General features: G+C 57.3%; 18 protein-coding genes. All 18 read left to right on the top strand.

Annotated features, from left to right (window positions below; all coding sequences use genetic code 11):
* The first annotated feature begins 6 nt into the window (after positions 1-6).
* The 18 genes from pilO2 to D8767_RS07525 all read left to right on the top strand — a co-directional run bounded on the left by pilO2 (position 7) and on the right by D8767_RS07525 (position 16,361).
* Entirely contained in the window at positions 7-1,335 is a 1,329-nt protein-coding gene (gene pilO2, locus D8767_RS07610) for a type 4b pilus protein PilO2 (RefSeq protein ID WP_031324269.1), read from the top strand.
* Positions 1,325-1,882 (top strand): type IV pilus biogenesis protein PilP, encoded by a 558-nt coding sequence (gene pilP / locus D8767_RS07605; RefSeq protein WP_023660714.1) that lies wholly within the window; start codon positions 1,325-1,327, stop codon positions 1,880-1,882. The genes pilO2 and pilP overlap by 11 nt, the downstream gene beginning before the upstream one ends.
* Before the next feature lie 221 nt (positions 1,883-2,103).
* A complete protein-coding gene (locus D8767_RS07600; protein ID WP_225624741.1) occupies positions 2,104-3,447 on the top strand; it encodes a GspE/PulE family protein in 1,344 nt (447 codons plus the stop codon).
* Positions 3,440-4,606: a type II secretion system F family protein gene (locus D8767_RS07595; protein ID WP_023660716.1), complete on the top strand. Its 1,167-nt coding sequence runs from the start codon at positions 3,440-3,442 to the stop codon at positions 4,604-4,606. Before D8767_RS07600 ends, D8767_RS07595 begins: the two co-directional genes overlap by 8 nt.
* A 23-nt stretch (positions 4,607-4,629) precedes the next feature.
* The gene (locus tag D8767_RS07590) at positions 4,630-5,145 is read left to right on the top strand and encodes a type 4 pilus major pilin (protein ID WP_060546210.1); all 516 of its coding nucleotides are present in this window, start codon (positions 4,630-4,632) and stop codon (positions 5,143-5,145) included.
* A gap of 11 nt (positions 5,146-5,156) precedes the next feature.
* On the top strand, positions 5,157-6,098 hold the full coding sequence (locus tag D8767_RS07585; RefSeq protein WP_060546208.1) for an ATPase, T2SS/T4P/T4SS family: 942 nt from the start codon (positions 5,157-5,159) through the stop codon (positions 6,096-6,098).
* Positions 6,088-7,374: a shufflon system plasmid conjugative transfer pilus tip adhesin PilV gene (gene pilV, locus D8767_RS07580; protein ID WP_060546206.1), complete on the top strand. Its 1,287-nt coding sequence runs from the start codon at positions 6,088-6,090 to the stop codon at positions 7,372-7,374. The genes D8767_RS07585 and pilV overlap by 11 nt, the downstream gene beginning before the upstream one ends.
* Positions 7,375-7,500: 126 nt before the next feature.
* Entirely contained in the window at positions 7,501-8,154 is a 654-nt protein-coding gene (locus D8767_RS07575; protein ID WP_081259040.1) for a hypothetical protein, read from the top strand.
* A 109-nt stretch (positions 8,155-8,263) separates the two neighbouring features.
* Positions 8,264-8,704, top strand: coding sequence for a type IV pilus biogenesis protein PilM (pilM, locus tag D8767_RS07570; protein WP_060546202.1), 441 nt, complete (start codon positions 8,264-8,266; stop codon positions 8,702-8,704).
* 1,065 nt (positions 8,705-9,769) lie between these two features.
* Positions 9,770-10,126 (top strand): hypothetical protein, encoded by a 357-nt coding sequence (locus D8767_RS07565; protein ID WP_060546200.1) that lies wholly within the window; start codon positions 9,770-9,772, stop codon positions 10,124-10,126.
* Positions 10,127-10,824: 698 nt separating this feature from the next.
* Positions 10,825-11,370, top strand: a complete 546-nt coding sequence (locus D8767_RS07560; RefSeq protein WP_060546198.1) for an STY4534 family ICE replication protein — start codon at positions 10,825-10,827, stop codon at positions 11,368-11,370.
* 382 nt (positions 11,371-11,752) lie between these two features.
* Positions 11,753-12,103: a hypothetical protein gene (locus D8767_RS07555; protein ID WP_060546196.1), complete on the top strand. Its 351-nt coding sequence runs from the start codon at positions 11,753-11,755 to the stop codon at positions 12,101-12,103.
* 306 nt (positions 12,104-12,409) lie between these two features.
* Positions 12,410-12,730: a hypothetical protein gene (locus tag D8767_RS07550; protein ID WP_081259041.1), complete on the top strand. Its 321-nt coding sequence runs from the start codon at positions 12,410-12,412 to the stop codon at positions 12,728-12,730.
* A gap of 68 nt (positions 12,731-12,798) precedes the next feature.
* Positions 12,799-13,209, top strand: a complete 411-nt coding sequence (locus D8767_RS07545; RefSeq protein ID WP_060546193.1) for a hypothetical protein — start codon at positions 12,799-12,801, stop codon at positions 13,207-13,209.
* Positions 13,210-13,271: 62 nt separating this feature from the next.
* Positions 13,272-13,877 (top strand): DUF3275 family protein, encoded by a 606-nt coding sequence (locus tag D8767_RS07540; protein WP_023660732.1) that lies wholly within the window; start codon positions 13,272-13,274, stop codon positions 13,875-13,877.
* A 93-nt stretch (positions 13,878-13,970) separates the two neighbouring features.
* Entirely contained in the window at positions 13,971-14,225 is a 255-nt protein-coding gene (locus D8767_RS07535; RefSeq protein ID WP_023660733.1) for a hypothetical protein, read from the top strand.
* A gap of 65 nt (positions 14,226-14,290) precedes the next feature.
* Positions 14,291-14,893, top strand: coding sequence for a hypothetical protein (locus D8767_RS07530; RefSeq protein WP_232109481.1), 603 nt, complete (start codon positions 14,291-14,293; stop codon positions 14,891-14,893).
* A 28-nt stretch (positions 14,894-14,921) separates the two neighbouring features.
* A complete protein-coding gene (locus D8767_RS07525; protein ID WP_023660735.1) occupies positions 14,922-16,361 on the top strand; it encodes a DUF6094 domain-containing protein in 1,440 nt (479 codons plus the stop codon).
* The last annotated feature ends 55 nt before the right edge of the window (positions 16,362-16,416 follow it).

The raw sequence follows: 16,416 nt of genomic DNA, 5'->3' as shown, positions 1-16,416 counted from the left end.
CCGACAATGAGCACTGAAACTCAGTCGCCACGCATCTCTCGGGTGCAGATTCTGCACCACCGAGGCCGAGCGTTCGTCACCGGATTGCGATGGCACCCGCTGGGCAGCGTGACTGGCCACATGAAGGAAGCTCGCCAGTTCGGTAAGGAGAACAAGCTCGATATCGTCACGATTCGACGTAACCCGCGAATTATCCAGGCCGGCTTCGTTGCTCGTACCGATGGTGTGACCAAAGGGATGTACTCCCTGGCCTCGACCCTGGCAGGCCAGCTCGGTGAGTCCTGGATCGCCGCGTGGCGAGTGAGCCCGGACGAGGATCGATACGCGCTTGTCGCTGTTTACAAGGGCGGCATCATCCCTGGCTGTGACGTCATTGGCTCGGAAGTCGAAATCCGCCGGCGAGTGGCGCAACAGCGCAGCCGCGGGATTGAGTTTGAAGAGTGGTATTTGCCCACCGAATTCGACATGGGGGGCAAACCACTCGATGTCGATGAGCTGCTCCAGCCGTCGAAGCTCAAGCGCGAGTATCGACTACGCCCATTGGTGTTCGGGCTATCCAGAGCAGAGCTGTCCCAGCTAGCAATCGCAGGCATCGTTGTTACAGCAGGGCTGATCGGTTGGTCGCAGTGGAGCGCCTACCAGGACCAGGTTGAGCTGGAGAAACGCTTGGCGGCCGAGCAGAAGCGGCTCGAAGAACTCGCCAGGCTGGAGCGGGAGAGTGGCAGCACTCAGCCTGCACAAGCCTTGGAGCACCCTTGGGCAAAACGTCCCTCAGTCGGAGACTTTGTGGACGGTTGCAGCAAGGTCATTTACTGGCTGCCCCCCAGCATCGATGGCTGGCTTTATGCCGACGCTGTGTGCGACGGCTCCCAGGTTCTGACCACCTACAACCGCACAGGCAACAGCACGGCAGCTGACCTCATATCCGCCACGAACGGCGTCTTTTCGGGTCCCCCTGCATTCTTCAACCAGGGTAATTCCGCGACGCTGCCTTACGCGATATCTCTGCCTGCAGCAGGTGACGAGCCACTGCTGAACGTAGCCGAAGCAACTGCCAATTTGACGTCGTCGCTTCATCGTTTTTCTCAAGAACCGACGCTCACTGAAGTGCCTGTTGCTGTTCCCCAAGAGCCCGCCCTGCCAGGACAACCCGCTCCTCCACCGCCTCCGCCCCCTGAGTGGAGGCAGTTTGAATTGAAGTACAGCACGGGTGTGCTACCGCACGACTCGCTCACGGACGCACCCGTCCAGGGGCTGAGGCTGCGCGAAATCAAGGCTGAGTATCAGGCCAACCATTTGATGTGGACTGTGACAGGTGATCTGTATGCGAAATAACGCCGTGGGCCTCTTGATCGTCGCGGCGTTCGCTACGAATGCCTTTGCGACCCCTTCGGAATTGTCTGGCATCAGCATTGGCGAACTGGGGAAGGTACAGAGCGAGACGATTCTGTTGAAGGCGAAGGCCGAACGAGCCAAGGCCGAGCGAGAAATGAAGGGCGAACCCACGCCATCGGTCCAACCGGTAAGCACTGGGATGAGTAATCCCTTCCCTGCGCCTCAGCCTATGCAGTACCTGCCCTCTGAAAGCAAAGCAGCCGCCAAGTCAGACCTCCCAGTGGTCAAGGCCGTCACGGGTTCAGCTCGCAGGATGCAGGCGACCCTGCTCTACAGCAGCGGTATCGAGGTTGATGCCCTGATTGGCCGCGAGCTGCCTGGTGGCTACCGCGTTGCTCAGATCACCCTGGACGGCGTAACGCTCGAGCGTAAGGGCAAGCGATTCCCGTTGGGGTTTTCTGACCAGGCCCCATCGGTAGCCATCCAGCCCCCTGCGCTCACCCAGCCAGCCAACGCCTTGCCCGGCATGTTCCAAACCAAGCCCTGAGGTAGCGCCCAGTGACCGTCCTTACAGCTCCAAACCCTGCCGATAGTCTGTCGGCAGATGCCGGCACAGCAGCTCTGTTCTCCCCTGCCTGTACCGTCTTGACGGCCCCAGGGGGCAGATTCGAGGTAAAGCCCGAGTTGCGTCTTTACTGCGCGCTAACCGAAGACGGCACACTTCATGTGTCGACCCAGCACCAGACTGATCCTTGGGTGATGGCTTTCATGGATCAGCTCGACCACGCAGGGTTCGACTACACGATCTCGACGTGCTCGATGACAGACATCAAGGCGCTTTACCAAACCTCCGCCCAGGCCGGCGTGGGTCTCGCGCAAGTCGATACCGACCGTCAGGCCCATGCCCTGCAGATACTGGGTGATGCCCATCGACGCGGGGCCAGTGACGTACACATCGTTGTTGGCCACGACATTTCCAAGATCTTCTACCGCCTACATGGACTGCTCTGGGAGGCACGCCAGGAGTCAAGCCTGGTCGGTCTGGAGCTGTGTTCAGCGCTCTACAACAGCATGTGTGACGTCACCAAAGATCACTACCAACCGCAGATCGCGCAAGACGCGCGCGTTGGTCGGGAATTCGTGCAACAGCTTGGGTTGTTCGGTGCCAGGGTAGCTACGCGCCCTCTCGTGGACGGTCCGCTGATGGTCATGCGGCTTCTTTACGACGATCAAAAAAAGATGACGCTCGAACACTTGGGCTTCTTGCCGGCGCAAATCGAACAGTTCGCGCGCCTTCGGAGTCTGCCGTATGGGGTGAACTTGATCACCGGTCCGACTGGCTCCGGAAAGTCAAAATCGCTGCAGGTGAACCTGAACTTACTCCACGACGAGACGCAGGGTACGAAGCACCTTCTGACTCTCGAGGATCCACCCGAGTATCCGCTAAAAGCCAATCAATCCCCATTGAGTAGCGGTGAGACTTGGAATCACGGCATCAAAAACTCAGTCCGCCTGGATCCTGACATTTTGATGTACGGAGAACTGCGGGACGTTGAGTCGGCCCAGGCCGCTTACAGCGGAGGGATGACAGGTCACCAGGTTTGGTCGACGTTGCACACGAATAACGCTGTCGCTTCCCTTCAGCGCCTGATCGACATGGGGGTACCCAAGTACCTGGTGACGGATCCTGCCCTCACCACCGGCATCATCAACCAGTCCCTGCTTCCAGTTCTCTGCCCTTCATGTCGCGTTCCATTGTCTAGGAACCTCGGGACGATCACTCCCGGCCTACTTTCTCGCCTTGAAAAACTGAGGATCGTCGACCAGGTCAATCTGCGCGGCGAAGGCTGCTCATGCTGTAGAAATCTCGGTGTCGTCGATCGAACCGTAGTAGGTGAGGTGTTGCTCACCGACATGCAGTTCATGGGTGTCTTCTCAGAGAGAGGTGCCAGCGCTGCGCGTAGGCATTGGGTTAAGGAGATGGGGGGCATTACCAAGATCGCTCATGCCATTACAAAGATCGAAATGGGAAGTATCGATCCTCGGCACGCAGAGACCATTATTGGTCCGCTCGATTTTGACCGCCAGTTAGTCGAGCTCTCCCATGTTTGATGCGCTCCAAGACTTCCGAGCTGGTTTGAAAGAGGCGTCCCGAGGTTGGGTCGAGACCTTCTATGCCAAGCAATTCGGGAAGAAGGAGCGCGTCCAATTCTACGAGAGCCTCATGGGCGTGCTCGAGGACGGGATCCCGATCGAGGTTGCTCTGGAGACGGTTGAAAAAGCCTTCAGCAACAACGGCAAGGAGCTGCATCCGGTATCGATAATCTGCGGCGAGATCGCAATGACAGTACGTGGGGGGAAGTCCCTGGCGCACTCCTGCAGGGCTCACGTTCCTTACGATGAAGCGTCACTGATCGAGACGGGAGAAGAAACCGGGAACCTGGTGCAGGCGTTTCGTGATTGCGTGCGGATCATCGAGATCCGCCAGCGCATTGGCCGGCTGGTCCGATCAGTAGTTGCGCTTCCATCGCTGACCTGGAGCCTGATGTGGGCGCTCTTGTATGTGATCGCCCTATGGATGGTCCCTTCAATGACAAGGCGATCGGACCCAGAATCCTGGACAGGTATTCCGGCGCTGCTTTACCACCTGTCCAACCTCGTCACCCATTACGGTTTGGCAATACTGATCGGCCTGCTGGCGGTGATCGCCATTGCTGTAACCACGCTACCCGTATTTTGCGGGCTCAAGATCAAACCTGACAGCCCGACCTGGCAGGTACAGGTGAGCAGGGTTCTGCAAGTCGCGCGCCTTCGCGTTGAGTCGTTCCCACCTTGGTCTCTGTACAAGGTTCTGCACGGCTCAATTTTCCTGTTGAACATGTCGGTGATGTTGCGCACCGGCATCAACCAGCTGGATGCCTTAGCCATCCTCAACAGGAGCGCTCCACCTTGGCTCAGCGAAAGGCTCGACGCGATTCACTACGGCGTGAGCTCAGGCAAAAACTTCGGCGAAGCGCTGAAGCTCGCCGGACACCAATTTCCCGATGCGATGGCCATCCACTATCTGGAGGTCCTGGCGACCCGCAAGGGATTCGCGGAGTCCATGGAGCGCTTTGCCAATCGCTGGCTAGAGCAAACCCTTCTTCGCGTTGATGCGACTTCCAAATTCCTGATCGCCATGTCCTCGGTGTGCATGGGCGTCCTGATGATCCTCGTGGTCATCGGGATCTTCCAGATGGCCGGAAGCGTAATGGACTCAACCAGCTTTTAAACAGTAACCAAGGAGTAACAAGCATGGTAACTCGTGCAAAACGTACACAAGCCGGCTTCCTGTCGATTGACGGTGTTTTCTGGCTGATGCTGATCGCGGTTGCGATCGGTTTCATCGTCTGGATGAGCTGGAGAATGATCGGCAACTCCGATGTCGCTATCGAACAAAGCAACATCAGCACCCTGATCGCGAACACCAAAAAACTTAAAGGCTCCACTGGCTACGGGACGTCCGGGCAAAGCCTGGTAACGTCCCTGATCAACATCGAAGGCACTGGCTCGATGGGGATTTCCGGCACCACGCTGGTGAACCAGTGGAATGGTGCCGTGACGGTCGTCAGTAACGGTATGACCTTCACTATCTCCGAAGCCAGCGTTCCGAAAAGCGCCTGCATCACCTTGGCAACCAAGGTGGCCAAAGACAAGCAGACCACTACCTCAATCAATGGCGGCGCGGCGACCACGGGTGAAGTACTGGCAACTGCAGCAACCACCAGTTGCTCGAACGATGCCAACACCATGACCTGGACCACCTACTGAAGGAGGTTGGTGTGAGCGCCATCTCCGAAGCCAACTTCGTCGACCTCTACCTTGGCGACGGTTTCGCGGACGTGAAGGGGCTGCCTGGGCAGCCCACTCGTGTCCCCGCCCCTCAAGAATGGGGAGTCGAAATTGATCAACTGCGTGAGCGCTGCCAAGAGCACTTCAACAAAACTCAAGAGCCCGAGTTCTCGCTGATTTTCGACGGTGCCGTTTACCGGGTTACCCAGCTCCAAGATCTCCACGCACAATCGCTCTTCGTACTGAGCAGGTCCGTGGTTCAGATTCTCCCGCTTGATGATCTCGGCCTGCCTGATGAACTCCATCGGAGCCTATTCGACCCCGGCATACGAGGGCTGATATTCATCTGCGGTGAGATGGGTTCCGGCAAGACCTCAAGTGCAGCCTCGATGGTTGCGGCACGGCTCGAGAAGCTTGGGGGAATGGGGCTGACCGTTGAGGATCCCCCCGAGCCTCTGCTGCATGGCGAGCATGGGCTTGGACGCTGCATACAGATCCCAGTCTCCCGTCGCCAGGGTGGATACGAGGAGGCGTTGATTCGAGCGCTGAGAACGCGGGCGGAGATTCTGATGGTGGGCGAAGTGCGCGACACACCAACAGCCGCCCAGGTAGTCCAGGCCTCGATCAATGGTCATTTCATCATCTGCACCGGGCATGCCGGCAGCGCCACCAAAGGCATCGAGCGATTGGCCTCGCTGGCACAGCCACTGATCCCCAATGCGAAAGACCTGCTGGCTCAAGGACTCATTGCCGTCATTCACCAGGTCCTGATCCGCGATGCATCTGGCTTCAAGCGGCTGAAACTTCAATGCCTGTCTCTGGTTGGATTGGACGCCTCTGGTATCCGCGAAAAGATCCGTGCCGGCCAGTTGCAGATGCTCGAGCAAGACATCGCCAACCAATCCTCCAGGAGCCTCTGGAATGATCAATAAACGTAAACAGGCGGGGATGCTCGGCCTCGACGCCATCATGGCATTGCTCGTGCTCTCTGTGCTCATTTCCCTGGGCTCCGTATGGATCATCAAGCAGATGGACTCTCAGGATTTCAGGATCGCTGCAGACAAGCAGAGGGCGGTCGCTGACGCGGTCAGCAAGTATCTCAAAGACAACTTCAGTACTGTTCTGGCGAGCGCAACAGCTACGAATCCGGTGCAGATCACAGTGCCGATGCTTCGGAACACGAACTTCCTACCGGCCGGGTTCACTGACACCAATGGGTTTGGCCAGACGATCGTCGGACTGGCTCGCAAGCCGAATGCCAACCAGTTGGAAGCAATCGTCCTCACTACCGGCGGCCAGGCCATATCGGAGCTAGGCATTCGAACAATTGCAGAAAACCTCGGCGGCCCGGGCGGCTTCATTTCTTCGAGCAATACCAATGTGATTCAAGGCGTCCGTGGTGGCTGGCAAGTGGCCCTGAGCAACTACGCCATCAACCCCGGCGCCGGCCATACCGCAAGCGCCCTGTTCCTGATGGACGGCCAGCTCGCTAATGACTATCTGTATCGCAACGCGGTGCCGGGCCGCCCCGAGCTGAATAGCATGAACACCGACCTCAGCATCGGGGGACACAATATCAACAACGCAGCTGCCATCAATGCGTTTGGCGATGTGACAACCAGTGCCGACGTCAATGCTCGGAACGTGACGGCGACTAATACCGTGACTGCAGCTACCGCCAACATCACCGGGGAGACCTATACAGGCGGCTGGTTCAGGTCGCGTGGTGATACTGGCTGGTACAACGAAAAATGGGGCGGAGGCATCTACCAGTCCGATCCAGACTGGGTGCGCATCTACAACAACAAAGGTCTCGCTACGGGCGGGGCCGTTGTCGCTGGACAGGTCCAGTCCTACGGCAGCATCAGCGCGTCTGGGCGACTTACGACGGGGGAGTATCTCTCGATCGGCGGCCAGGCTGCTGAGGGTGCTGCCTGCAGCGATAACAGCCTGATTGCCAAGAACGCTACCGGCCAAACACTCTCCTGCCAGTCAGGGGTATGGCGCTCTGCGTCCAGCACAGCCCCCAAGTGCGCGGCCTACACCATTCCCGGGTACGCCGCGAACGATGTCACCACATATGCCTGCCCCGCTGGCTACACCAAGATCGGATGGGACACCTACGGCCAGGGTTGGCGCTCGAGCACGACGCCCGGAATCATCATTGGCTCCAACGATTACTCGACCATTTTCTGCTGCCAGTTCTGACCCAGCCCCATCGTGCTGCGGCTTAACCCGCACGATGGCAAATAATGGCTTTATGACATCGCAACTTACAGGTATCATTAGCCACGGTCAGAAAAAGCTCCAACAAACACTTATAAGGATTTAGTGGTGACCAGAATTCACTTTGATGTAGATGCAGTTTACTGTATCTCTTTAGATAGCCGAAATGATCGCCGCCAGCTTTTCAGAGAAAGTATTGGCAAGGTGCTCGACAACAATGTAATTTTCCATGTTGTTCAAAAACACCATGACCCCAAACAGGGGTGCTACGAGTCTCATCAGCAGTTGGCTCGCCTTGCATTGGACCAAGGGCTAGAGCGGATTCTAGTGTTTGAAGATGATGTGAAACCCTATCAACTAAAAGCGTCACAAATTCGGTGGACCAATCGGTTTATGCGTGGTCACCGCTTTGAGGCCTTGCATTTAGGATACTCTATGGGGCGTACTTGGCTAACATGGTTCCCATTCATCGCTCGCGGCCGCGTCGTGGCGCTGCATGCATACGTGCTTTCGCGAGAAGGATGCCAGATCCTTGCTAGTACTCCATATGATGGAACGCCTGTCGACGTCGTTTTCAAAAAGCGTATTCGCCAACATTGCGCTTTCCCTATGATGTTTCGCCAACACGCAGCCTCCATAACCGGCAGTGACTTGGAGCAAATAGTCAAAAACGAGGATGAATGGTGGGAACGCAACTGGCAAAAACATTGGCGCTCCCCGCTCAAAAATCTGTGGAGAACTTTCTTCCGCTTGAACTTTTAGTTGCCCTCAACCATGCAAAGAACCAAACGCCAGACCACCCCTGCCTGACGCCGCCTTACATACCAGCAGTAATTAGGCCATTCCCTTCAACACCCTAAGAGGCGCGACGATGTCTTTCAACTGGATAGTTGTAACCATACTTCTGGTTGTTGTAGGGATGGTGAGTCTGCAAGAGGAACAGTCTTTGCAGCTTTCAGAGTACGCCACAGTTGACTCCGTCAGCCGAAGCTTTCTCGTATACCGTACTGCTGCAGCGAACTTTGCCATTGCGAACCCGTCTTACGCTGGTACAGCCCCTGATTCGGTCTTGTCACTGCCAAGCTGGTTTTCTAAACCACCAGGCTTAGCTGCCTATATCGTGGCGGGGCAAAGCTATACCTATTTCACCGGGAATGCGCCTATGGGGCTACCGGCAGCACTTGTCGAAAGAACCCAGTCGATTGCCATCGGAATCAACCGTACCGGACGGTTATACTCACCGATTGGCGGGGTGACGGAGCTCACGATCCCCTCGCCTGTGCCAGAGGGCGCGATAGTAGCTTTCAACTGAAGAAGTCGGCCGCAGGCGCATATCGACTTGCATCTGTACAGAGCCGACAACATAATGCCATCAGCAACGGTTCAACCCCGCTGGCTACTGACGGTCATCAGTAGCGCCCAGGTGCTGTGGTTCGCCTCAACACCAAACCGTAAGCACGCTATAGCTCCGGGAAGGGCGTGCGGATCTGGTTGAAAACTCTCCCTGTGCCTCCCTGCTCTCTCTAGTCGCGCAGCCGTCTAACTCGTGATGATCGAGTCCACAGGCACATAGAGTTTCAAGAGGTTCGGTGCTTCTTTGATCCAAGGGCCACATTGGTAATGTGGCCCCTTCTCTTTTCTTCCCTTTGGGTAGCCTGATGTACTTAGCGTAGGTTCATCAGGCTACCCAATGGGTTCCCTCCCCCTGCCGGTGGCCCGCCGGCGATAAGCCGGGCTCCTTTTGTGCGCGGATGCGTGCCTCATGTTTGCTGGCCGAAGCCACGAGAATGGCCAGGTGATGAGAATCGAGACGATCAATGCCCAGGGATCGACGATTCCGACACAGGTGGCTCCTTTAACATTTTTTCAAACACGGCTGGATCGCCTTTCGAGGACCGATTCAGCCGGCTTTCTCCCTCCCCCTCGCCTGTCCATCTCCCTTCCGCTTGACACAACCCCTCCCCCGCTCCGATTATTAAGTCGTGATCTGCTGACGTCGTCAGCAAACATGCCCCATGCAGCTCGGATCTGTAATGCTGCAGCACGTCATTCGTGTGGTCCCTCCCAAGGTCGTTCAGCTTCTGGTAGCACGACCGATCGACATTTGTCGATAGAAGCTCCTTCCGCAAACTCAGCTGGGAATCCTTCCCTGCTGGGCAAAGTGTTTATCTGCAATTCTCTAAGCAGGAAACACTCATGACCCAACTTTCTGATCTCGATTGTGACGAAGGCCCGCCTGTTTACTAGGGCAGAGCCTAAGAGGTCGACTGAAAGCGCCTCTCGATTAACCAGTGCTCCAAACGTCGTAAACCCAACGGGGAAATCACTCCCCCTGGGGTCAGTGTTTCTCCGCATTCCAAACCGCAGGAGAATCATCATGACCGCAGTTTCCGTATCATCGACCAGCTTCCGTCTTGGCTACGCGCTCGGCACCCTCTACCGAGAGTTCGTGCGCTCCATGAAACGGACAACTCCAGCTGTCCCAACCCAGGCCCAGCCTGTTGCTCATCTCGCGAGCATAACGCCCACCCGAAACGACTGGGATGAGCTCAGCCGCATTCCCACTCTCGCACGCCGCGGCGTTGATCTAAACCAGTGGTTCGACGCCAACACTAAACCAATACCCAAACCTGCCAAGCGCCGCCCCCGCCAGCGTAAACAGGCTGAGCGCAAGGCTCTAGAGCTGCGTATGGGGCCGCTCGACGAGCTCATAGCTCCAGTAGCAGCCATTTAACCCTTCTCCCTCCTCCCCCGTGCCAGGCACCCCACCTGGCAAGGTGAGGGCCTGGCGATATAAGGAACGCCATGGCATCAAAAAAACGCGCAGCTGTAGCAGACGACCTACGCAAGATCGGGACGACAGCCGTCGCCGCCGCCCTTGTAGGCATCTTCCTCAGCACTAGCCGTCTCCTGACTGCTTTCGCCCTCGTGGTAGGTGTTGTAATCTGGATCACAGGCATCTACCTCACCCCGGAGGAATGACAATGAACCAAACCACATTCGGCATCCTCATGTTCACAGCCCTTCTGATTATCTGCATCAGCGTGGCCGTGTGGGCTGACTGGCCTAACGTTAAACGCCGTTGTCAGAAAATCCTTCGAGCACATTGATCTTCGATTTCCCTCCTTCACCCTCCTCTTGGAGGGTTTTTTCTTTCAGGGCTTGACAATAGGCTCCGCCGTTTCCATCCTTGTGGTCGTGAGCTGCTGACGTTGTCAGCAACCCAAGCCCGAGCAGTCATGATCTGAAAGACTGCTACATCCATTGCGGTGTTGATCTCCCCAAAATCGCCAAGCTTCCGGAAGCGCGATTGATCAATCATTCGATTGATGGAAGCCTACCCAACTTGCTACATCCCAACCCACGCGGGGAATATTTCCCCTTATGGGTGAAGTGTTTCTCCGCTTTCGCTATTGAAACTGGAGAACCACCATGAGCAATCAATCCAACGAAGCTAAATTCTTCGATCTTCATACCACTGGCATCGGCTACCTCAACCGCATCCGTGAAGTCAGCCCCCGCAAGGGCAAACCCTTCACCTGTGTCACCGTTGCAGCATTGCACGGTGCTACTGACAAAGCCGAGTACTCTTACATCGACTGCAACGTTGTCGGCGCCGAGGCTGAATCCCTCGTCAAACGCTGCCAGCAGGCCGTTGAAGCCCAAAAAAAGGTGCTCGTATCCTTCCGGATCGGTGACATCTGGGCTGATGCATTTACCTATGAAAGAGGCGAGAAGAAGGGGCAGGCCGGCGCAAGTCTCAAGGGTCGCTTGCTCTTCATTAGCTGGATCAAGGTCGACGGCAAGCTGGTTTACGAGGCCAAACCGAAGACTACTGACACCACAGCAGACGACCATGGTCACGCTGCTGCAAAGCAACCTGTCGAACAGGAACTACCTGTAGCCGAACAGTTTGCCAATGAACAGCTGCCTGACTTCGGACCGGAGTCTCAACGACCAGCCAATGAAGCTGCATAACCTATTTCAAGGCGCCCAAAGGGCGCCTTTACTTTTGGAACCATCCATGACCCAGCACAAGCCCCTTTTCCTAACTATCGTCGCTATCGCTGTTTGCATAACGATTGTTGTACAAACATTCAGAGCTACTGAACAGCACAAAGCTGACGAGCAAGCCCTTGCTCAAGCTTGCGCAAAACCTGCTCCAGACCATTTTCGTAAGCCAGCGCACTGTTTCATTCGAACTGATGAATCAACAGTATATGGTCCACGAATTTAACATTCGAGTTTTCACACAGAAACCTACCTCTCATGTAAAGCCGCCCTTAGGTCGGCCTAGCACTTCAAACCTAATCGGGTACATCACCCGAACGGGCTGGTGACCCCTCACCGGAGAATCACCATGTCCCAAGCTACCCAAGTCTTCAACGACATCATGTTCATCACCAATCCTTTCGAGAAACATGTTGCCGGAGCCTTCATCCGTGTTGACGTACTCGAACGGCGATTCGCTGACTTAATCAAGGCGAGTTCGGACCTTGCTCTGGAACGATTTGGCCAACTCCACGTACTTTACGAGATTAGCCTGCTCAGTACGCTACGCAATGCATACGCAGCACTGACCTTTCCTCACAACAAGTTGTGGGAGCGTGAAGCAGCACGACAAGGCTTCAAGCTCAATATGGAGAACTATCTTGCAGCACAGGAAACTGCTGCTGTCCTCCGGAAAGAGATCGACGAGGGTTTATTCTGACCCATCCTGTTCCACCTGTCCTCCACCCCGAAGGGTATCCCTTCGGGTGGACCTTAAGTGCAAAAAACGGGCGACCCGTGGCCTCTGCCGACAGCCCGGCCAACGAATTCTGTTTTGGTTCACTGTCGTTGACAGTGCCTCCCGGAGCCAGGGTTTAAGGCTCCAGCGCGTTGCGCCAACCCACCCAAGATCGCCTAGCACTCGGTAGCGCGATCGCATCACACAGTGATGGAGTGCCTTCAACCATACTTACCTGCGGGGAACTCATCCTCGCGGTTGAGGCCTCGCTCATCCTGGAGACCTCTGATGTCCATACCCTCCGCCTCGTCCGAGGCGTACCTAACCCTTCCGGTTGTCCTGGACAACGCTGCGTGGATGCGTGCGGTCTATCTCGAAAACCCTGACCGGGTAGCCGAAATGAGCCAACGCCTCGCCACCGTCGTACAAACGGCGTGGCAAGAACTCAAGCAGCAACCTCAGGCCACTGCTCTGTCCTTCGGCGTATATACGAAGCGCCACACCGGGCGCGACCGTGACTGGGTCGCTCTCATGCTGCAGATCGTGACTCCCAAGGACGAGCCATCCTACATCCAGATCCAGCTGCAGCCCGCTGCAGACCCCGCCTGACACAGCCAGTTAATCACCCAGAGGGGTCACCCTCTGGGGTGGCTTCCTCTCTACCAGGAGCACGCCACATGGCACAATCACCCAACCCCTTCAACATCGCTGCCGGCGATCACCCTGTACCTCATCCCTGCTTCAGCCAAGCGTTCGAGATCGCATCTGCACACTTGCCCGAGGAGGACTGGGAGGAGCTTCAGGCACTCGTTGAAACTGCTGATACAGCTCTGCTTCAGTTCGAGTGCTTCACCCTGCCCGACAGTGACGCCATCGGCTTCAAACTTCTCAGTACGCCCTGGACCGACCAACACCTGGGACAGTACTGGGGGTACGAACTGTCGACACTTCAAGCTCTGCAAGCCACCGAGGGCTTCAGTGAGGAGACCATCCGAGTACTCACTCTTGCCGCTCAGGCTGAAGTGAGGTTCCTGGTCATCGACCCCAACAGCAACGTTCTCGACGGTCTGCCGCTGTTCGACTGCTGACCACCTTCCACCCTCGCGGGGAACGCCCGCTGGGAGTTCCCCATGCTTTACGGGGAGCGCGCATGATCTCAATCACCGGCCAGTTGGCCATCCGCACCATCTCCGGCCGACTCGGGCTATTCAACGTCGGCCGCCTCAGTACCTCGATCGGTGAGTTCACCATCAAGGATGCTCTTCTGGATCAGTACCAGGAGGGTAAATACCGAGGTGATTTCGCGATCAAGCAGATTCGCCCATCGTATTACTCACACGGCGGTCGACTCGTTGTTGAGATCAGGGCTGAACTCGAGGGCATGACCCTGGAGGATGTCACAGGTCTCAGTCGCGAAGACGAAGAACACCTGCCAACCAACGTCCCTGACCCTCTTGAAGAGGACGGGCCACCACCCACACCGATACCGCCACGTCGGACTCCAAGTACGCCGGCGCGACAGCCCCAAACTGATGCCTTCGCCTCGGATGAGCCCTTCGGGATGAGTCCATCGGAGCCACCGAGCACGAACGACATCGATGCCGAGCTATTTGGCACGGTTTGGCCATTGAGCGAAACCGTGAGGCTCGACACCACCGTAGACCGACAACGGCTGCGCGCCCAGTGCACGCGGCTGGACCAGCTCGGTTTTACCATGGACTTCAAAACTCAAACCTGGACCAGGGCTTCGCCTTAACCCCCCCCTGCCAGACCACTGCCGCAGTCAACCTGAACCACACACCCTGAGGGGCCTCCTCGGGGGCTCCATTTATCTACCTGGAGCACCACCATGAACGCCATGTTCAGCCACTTGAGCAAACAAACCCTCGCCAACATTGAGGACCAGCTGTCCAACAACGAGGTGTCGACTGACGAGGAACTCGTCGACTTCTTCATCGAAGAGTTGGACCTCACACTGGACCAGGCTGAGGCTGCTATACGTCTCCGCGACCAGTACCGGATCCAAATATTCCTCGAGGGTCACGGCCCGCTGCACCAACAAGACAGTGTGGCTTTCGATCCGCTCACCAGGACCTTCAATTAACCACCAGACCACCCCGGGGGGCGTTTCCGCCCTCTGGGACGGACGCCTCCACAATGGAGGCCATCATGCACCCATCCCCCTTGTTTCAGATCGAGGAATGCCCGGACCTGTACGTCGACGCCTGTGTGTGCGACGAACAACGCAACTTGGTGTTCATGTCGGCCTGGGGTCGTGACACCGCACTACAGGAGTTTCTGGCCAGGCTCACACTTGGCCGGGAAGAGAATGGCCTTGAGCAGTTTCACATTCTCGTCGACGGGCGGAGCATTCCCGTCTTCCCCAACCAGGACCTGCTGGAAAAGCGCACCACACGGCAATTCCGCGGGACGTTGTTCGGCAGCATGTTGCACCTCTGGCTGTTCGATCGACGCGCCTCTGTTCCCGACCAAGCCAATCACTTCGCTTTCGCCCTCCTGGAGCGAAATGAAGCTCCACACCATCGACTCTGGCCGCTGGTAATCGAGACCTGCCCACTCCCCCTTCTCTCCCACTGGCGCGAGCCCGTGATTGAGGTACTCACCCAGCACCAGATGCTGATCGCCCTCCCTGGAGCGATCGGCAATGTCTGCGCCTGGCGACTCGCCATGAAGCTCGAGGTGCTCGAGCCTACTCTCGGAGAGCTGATTCGCCAGGGCGTACTCACCACTGAAGCTCAGGCACCTGCCTGAGCTCATCCACCAACTCAAAGGACACTCTATGGCCCTCATGTTTCCGCGCCTGGCGCGCAACTTTGCCCGCAACGGCTACTACCCCACCGATGAAATCACTCTTGAACGCACGCTGCAGGCACTCACTCCCGCCACTTCGGGCAGGATGAGGATCTGCGACCCCTGTGCCGGCGAGGGTGTCGCCCTTGCTGAAGCGGCTCATCTCTTAGGCCGCGACCAGGTCCAAGCGTTCGCCGTCGAGTACGATCTCGAACGCGCGGATCACGCGCGTGGCCTGCTCGACCGGGTGCTGCACAGCGACCTCTTCGACACCTTGATCAGCCGCCAGTCGTTCGGCTTGCTCTGGCTCAACCCACCCTACGGTGACCTGGTCGCGGATCACTCCGGTGCATCCCAGTACCAAGGCAACGGCCGCCGGCGCTTGGAGAAAGCCTTTTATCAACGCTGCCTCCCGCTTCTGCAGTACGGCGGCGTCATGGTGCTCATCGTTCCTCACTACGTGCTGGACGACGAGTTCACAGGATGGCTGAGCAACCACTTCGCCGAACTGCGCGTATACGGTGCTGCAGACCCCACCTTCAAACAGGTGGTGATCTTCGGCATTCGCGTACGCCGGCAAGACCTGGCTCGGGCCACCACCAACCAGGTGAGGTCCCGCCTGCAGGCGATCGGCGCTGGGCAGCAACTGGCCGAGGAGATCCCTGCCACCTGGCCATGGGAGCCGTACCTCATTCCGTCAGTTGCCAGCGAGCTGGAGCACTTCTACCGCATTACCCTGGAGCCGGAGCAATTCGCCTCCGAGATTCTGCGGCTGCGAGGCCTCTGGCCCGACTTCAACTTGCATTTCGGTCAGGCCGGCCTTCAACCCCGAGCCCCTGTCCGCGAGCTTTCTCGCTGGCACCTCGCCCTGGCCCTGGCCGCCGGCGCAATCTCCGGTGTTGTACGTTCGAAGTCGGGGCGCGTCTTGGTCGTGAAGGGTGATACCTACAAGGACAAGGTGCGCAAGACAGAATTCACCGAGGACGAGAAAGGCAACGTCTCAGAAGTCAGGATCCTCACCGACCGGTTCATTCCGATCATCCGCGCCTGGGAAATGACACCTTCCTCGGTGAACTACGGCAAGGTGCTGATCATCAGTTCCTCACCGGCGAGCAACGACGAAGCGCCTGCAACCGATCAGTCAGTTGCAACGCCGCTGTTCAACCCGGGGCAGATCATGATGACCGCCGCTGTCAGCCATCTGGTCGAAACCGGGCAGCTCAACCCTACTCCCGCGCTGAAACGCCATCTTGCTGGCGACTGGGGTGAGCTATGCGATGACGATCGGGCCTCCAATCAGCTTGCGCTTACCCACGGAGACCGTTTGTTCTCAGGCTACGACATCGACGCGGGCGACGAGTCCAGGCTCTGGATCATCACCGAAGCCGACCGCAGCTCCACCACCCTGCTGCTTCCCAGCGACTACTGACCCACGCCGCAACGGCGACAACCCCACACCGACCCACAGGGTATGCCCATACCCG

It is taken from the genome of Pseudomonas sp. LTGT-11-2Z (assembly GCF_003691445.1).
GTDB classification, from domain to species: domain Bacteria; phylum Pseudomonadota; class Gammaproteobacteria; order Pseudomonadales; family Pseudomonadaceae; genus Aquipseudomonas; species Aquipseudomonas monteilii.
Note: the sequence above shows the minus strand (reverse complement) of the source record. Positions and strands in the feature narration are given on the sequence as shown.